3 protein-coding genes are annotated in these 1,879 nt (G+C 42.0%); 2 read left to right on the plus strand and 1 reads right to left on the minus strand.

The window, feature by feature from the left end:
- Positions 1-241: 241 nt before the first annotated feature.
- Positions 242-682: a hypothetical protein gene (locus tag VLN09_RS08400; RefSeq protein ID WP_325245526.1), complete on the minus strand. Its 441-nt coding sequence runs from the start codon at positions 680-682 to the stop codon at positions 242-244.
- Positions 683-890: 208 nt separating this feature from the next.
- On the opposite strand from VLN09_RS08400, the gene VLN09_RS08405 reads away from it, so the two are divergent.
- A complete protein-coding gene (locus tag VLN09_RS08405; RefSeq protein ID WP_325245528.1) occupies positions 891-1,544 on the plus strand; it encodes a UPF0149 family protein in 654 nt (217 codons plus the stop codon).
- Positions 1,545-1,658: 114 nt separating this feature from the next.
- Positions 1,659-1,829, plus strand: a complete 171-nt coding sequence (locus tag VLN09_RS08410; protein WP_325245530.1) for a hypothetical protein — start codon at positions 1,659-1,661, stop codon at positions 1,827-1,829.
- Positions 1,830-1,879: the final 50 nt, after the last annotated feature.

Here is a 1,879-nt window from a genome sequence, read left to right on the forward strand (position 1 = left end):
CAACTTTCTTAATTTGTGGTTCAGGTGCGCTAGTGACTTTCGCATCCGGTCTGGCAGCGTTACTTTGTGTATTGGTTGGCATATTGGCGTTATTTGATACAGATTTTTGTGCCTGAGCTTTTTCTACTTGGTTGTCTTGCAGCTGTTTTTCCACGGTTTTTTTATGGTCATCGGTCATGATAGATCCTACAATGTCTGGTCAGTAAAGGGGGATGAGGTAGGCGGGTATAATAAGCGTTCGCTAGCCTTCAGTTTGATCGATACGCGTTAGGCGTTGTAAGACGACTTGTGTACGCTCAGCTGCCAATTCATTTTTCTTTTTTAGGTCGCTATTTTGTTGATTGATTTCGCTATACTGCTGTTTTAATTCATTATTATGCTGTTTCAGATCATGATTTTGTTGTTCTAGCAGCTTAATCTGCTTATGTAGTTTATCTTGCTCTTCGCCAATCATATGATGCGCTTCGGCTAGGCTTTGATAGCGCTTATCGAGATCACTAAATTGCTTTTTTGCGCCATCGCATTCTGTATGGCTGCTATCTAGCTTTGTTTTTAAGGCGGCGAGCTCTTTTGGGTCGGTGAGGGGTTGTTGCTTGATGCTGCTAAGTTCAGCACTGACAAGCTGATACTGTTTTTTGATGTCGAGTATCATTTTTTCTAATATTCTAAGTTGGTCATACATAGTCAGTTTTTATCCTTAACAAGTAAGCGTAAATGAATTTTGTTGTCTGCGTTTAATAATGCCATAGGTGACCGCATAATATCTATACCAACAAAGTAATTGCCGACACTGGGCTTATTTTATTTTTATCAGTAGCTGCTTTGTCGATAACAGCTGACATCGTACTGCATTTATTTTATATGTAATATCAATTATTAGGACATCGAGTATGAATGACAATATCTCTGGTTGGAACACGTGGTTAAAGGCTTTTGATGACTGGACAGATGTGTCAGTCAGTGAGGTGCATGGTATGATGACAGGGCTGATGACTGCCTGCAATGCGCCTGATGAGCAAGTTTGGGCGAAAGTGTTTGAGGAACTGAGTTTTGCGCCGCTACCTGATGAGGCGTTAACTTTATTGACTGAAGAAGCAGAAGACATCGTCTTTCAGTTAAAAGACAAGGATGATGCTTATTCTTATACGCCGCTTGTGCCAGATGATGAACATGACTTATACGAGCGCGTGATGGCATTGAAACAGTGGGCAAATGGTTTCATGACCGGCTTTGGTATTACCGATTGTGGTCTAACTGCTGAAGAAAACGAGATGCTATCGGATTTGGCTAAAATTGGTGGCATTCGTTTAGAGGATGATGAAGACTTTGAAGGTGGTGAGGAGTCTTATTTGTACATTTATGAGTTTGCACGTATGGTGCCAGTGAGCTTTGCGACTCGTCAGCGTAAAGCTGTGAAAGACATTGCGCTGATTGCTGGTCTTGCTATTGATGCCAAAACCACAAAAGAGTTGCAAGCAGAAGGTAAACTGTCAAAACCTATGCCACCAGTCATTGATGTGATGAATCAGAACAATCCATCATAGACCGATAGTTGTCATAAATACTTCGATGCGATTTAGATATGATGCAATAAGGTGTAAGGTAGATTGCAAAAGGAAGTGCAATTTACTCGTGAAAAGATAATAAAGGAGACTTGGATGATTCATTTACGTCGCTCTATTGAGCTTGCTGGCGAAGCTCTAGAAGCGGGTGATGAGCCGTTTGGTAGCGTGTTGGTCGATGGTGCTGGTCAGGTGTTGTGTGAAGATCGCAACCGTGCCAATAGTGTCGATGCCACCTATCATCCTGAGATTGCTGTCGCTCAATAGGTGGCAAAAAATATGACGCCTGAAGCACGTCAGCAAGCAGTCGTCTATAC

The sequence above is a fragment of the Psychrobacter sp. genome (assembly GCF_035469765.1).
In the GTDB taxonomy this organism is placed as follows: Bacteria; Pseudomonadota; Gammaproteobacteria; order Pseudomonadales; family Moraxellaceae; genus Psychrobacter.

Bases quoted from the DNA above. Each gene is read 5' to 3' on its own strand.
- VLN09_RS08400 (WP_325245526.1), bottom strand. From the start codon at position 682: ATGTATGACCAACTTAGAATATTAGAAAAAATGATACTCGACATCAAA.
- VLN09_RS08405 (WP_325245528.1), top strand. From the start codon at position 891: ATGAATGACAATATCTCTGGTTGGAACACGTGGTTAAAGGCTTTTGAT.
- VLN09_RS08410 (WP_325245530.1), top strand. From the start codon at position 1,659: ATGATTCATTTACGTCGCTCTATTGAGCTTGCTGGCGAAGCTCTAGAA.